We start from the raw sequence: 1,764 nt of genomic DNA on the forward strand, positions 1-1,764 counted from the left end.
GATAACAGCCCGGCGGGACGGGTCAAGGCAGTTTCGCCCTCCCTCCCTCCAGCGCCCGTCAAACGCGCGTCCGATTGCCCAGGTGAACATGCCCGGCAACGGTTGCGAGCGATTGCATTGTCCGGGCAGCCTGCCTAAAACTGGCCTCACCAGGGTTTCGGAAGCGATAAGATGAGTCAAATCAATCAACTTGAAGTTCACTTTGCCAGGGCGCTGGACCGGTTGCGGGATGCCATCGAGACCCGGGGCGCTGCGAGTGGCGGAGGGAGTGGTGAGGCGCCGCAACTTCAGTCGCGTATCGCTTCGCTGGAGAACGACAAGGCAAAATTGCTTGAAGAGTTGGTGAGCATCCGCGCCAAGCGTGACAAGGACGTGGCGGCGCTCGATGACCTGATCGCTCAACTCAAACCGCTGATCGAGGAGGCCTGACATGCCTGAACTCATTCTCGAAATTGGCGGGCGGGTTTTCGATGTGGCCTGCGAGGCGGGTCAGGAGAAATCGCTCGAGCAGGCCGCGCGACTGCTCGATACCGAGGCGCGCCAGATCGCCGACAGTCCGGCGGGCGCGACCGAAAAGCGCATGCTTCTGTTGTCGGGTCTCATGCTCGCCGACAGCATGGCAACGCTTCGCGCCGATATGGGCAAGATCGAAGACCGGCTTCGCTCGGCCGAGGAGCGCGTCCGGATCGCCGAGGCAAAATCGGCAATGCTGGCCGCCAATGCGCTCAAGCAGGAGAGCCATCACAGCTACACGAGCCCTGATCAGGAGACGGAGCAACTGCGCGCCGAAAACGACGCAGCGGTCGAACTTCTCTCAAAGGTGCTTGAGGATATCAACACGCTGGCAGACGCTGCCGAGGGCAAAAGGCGCTGATGCCGATCGACCTACCGGGTTCTCTGATCCGGGAGGCTGCGCAACGGTTCGGTCACGTGGAAATCAGGTCGACATCAGGCGCGCCATTGCCCCGACCGTCAGGTCATGCGTTCGCCGACCGGATCTTTTCGGCGGCCTCGGCATCGAATTCGACGCCTTTCTCCTGAAAGAGTGTGTCGAGTTCGCCCGACAGCGTCATCTCGGTGATGATGTCGCAGCCACCGACGAACTCCCCCGTCACATACAGCTGCGGAATGGTCGGCCAGTCCGAAAAGCTCTTGATGCCATTGCGAACTCCCTCATCCGCGAGCACGTTCACGTCCTTGTAGGCGACGCCCATGTAGTTGAGCACACCGGCCACGCGGCTCGAAAACCCGCATTGCGGCATCTGCGATGTGCCCTTCATGAAGAGGACGACATCATTGGTGTCGATATCGGTACGGATCGCTGCGTGGGATGGATCGCTCATTCGTGGTTCTCCGGTACTTTTGTTGTGAGGGCCAGCGCGTGCAACTCGCCGCTTGATCCGTCCATCCGCCCCTTGAGCGCCGAATAGACCAGTTGATGCTGCTTGACCCGGTTCAATCCGCGAAACTCTTCCGCAGTCACGGTTGCGGCGTAGTGATTGCCATCACCGGCGAGATCCATGATCTCGATCTGCGCGGTGGGAAAGGCCTCGCGGATCATCCTCTCGATGTCAGCGGCTTCCATTGCCATTCGGTCAATCTCCCGCGCCTGTCTGCGTCTTCCCGCGCGTACCGCGCCCGCAACGCACGATCTCGCAATTTGAAGCCAGGGTTCTGAACTGAACTGGCGACAAACCTGAATTAAAGTGGCGTCCGAACCACCGCAAGGGCTAGGCGAGCAATATTGTCAGCGCGGTTCCATGG

The 1,764-nt window shown here is 60.4% G+C and carries 4 protein-coding genes; 2 read left to right on the plus strand and 2 right to left on the minus strand.

Annotation, left to right across the window (positions count from 1 at the left end; all coding sequences use genetic code 11):
- The first annotated feature begins 171 nt into the window (after positions 1-171).
- Positions 172-429: a hypothetical protein gene (locus tag WA989_RS10530; protein ID WP_424340453.1), complete on the plus strand. Its 258-nt coding sequence runs from the start codon at positions 172-174 to the stop codon at positions 427-429.
- Position 430: 1 nt separating this feature from the next.
- The gene (locus WA989_RS10535; RefSeq protein ID WP_424340454.1) at positions 431-874 is read left to right on the plus strand and encodes a cell division protein ZapA; all 444 of its coding nucleotides are present in this window, start codon (positions 431-433) and stop codon (positions 872-874) included.
- 103 nt (positions 875-977) lie between these two features.
- Here the strand turns inward: WA989_RS10535 and grxD are convergent, their stop codons facing one another.
- Together grxD and WA989_RS10545 are read right to left on the minus strand one after the other, a co-directional pair.
- Positions 978-1,343, minus strand: a complete 366-nt coding sequence (gene grxD / locus WA989_RS10540; protein ID WP_424340455.1) for a Grx4 family monothiol glutaredoxin — start codon at positions 1,341-1,343, stop codon at positions 978-980.
- Entirely contained in the window at positions 1,340-1,591 is a 252-nt protein-coding gene (locus WA989_RS10545) for a BolA family protein (protein ID WP_424340456.1), read from the minus strand. The genes grxD and WA989_RS10545 overlap by 4 nt, the downstream gene beginning before the upstream one ends.
- Positions 1,592-1,764: the final 173 nt, after the last annotated feature.

Origin of the sequence: Henriciella sp. (assembly GCF_049649345.1) — a bacterium.
In the GTDB taxonomy this organism is placed as follows: Bacteria; Pseudomonadota; Alphaproteobacteria; order Caulobacterales; family Hyphomonadaceae; genus Henriciella.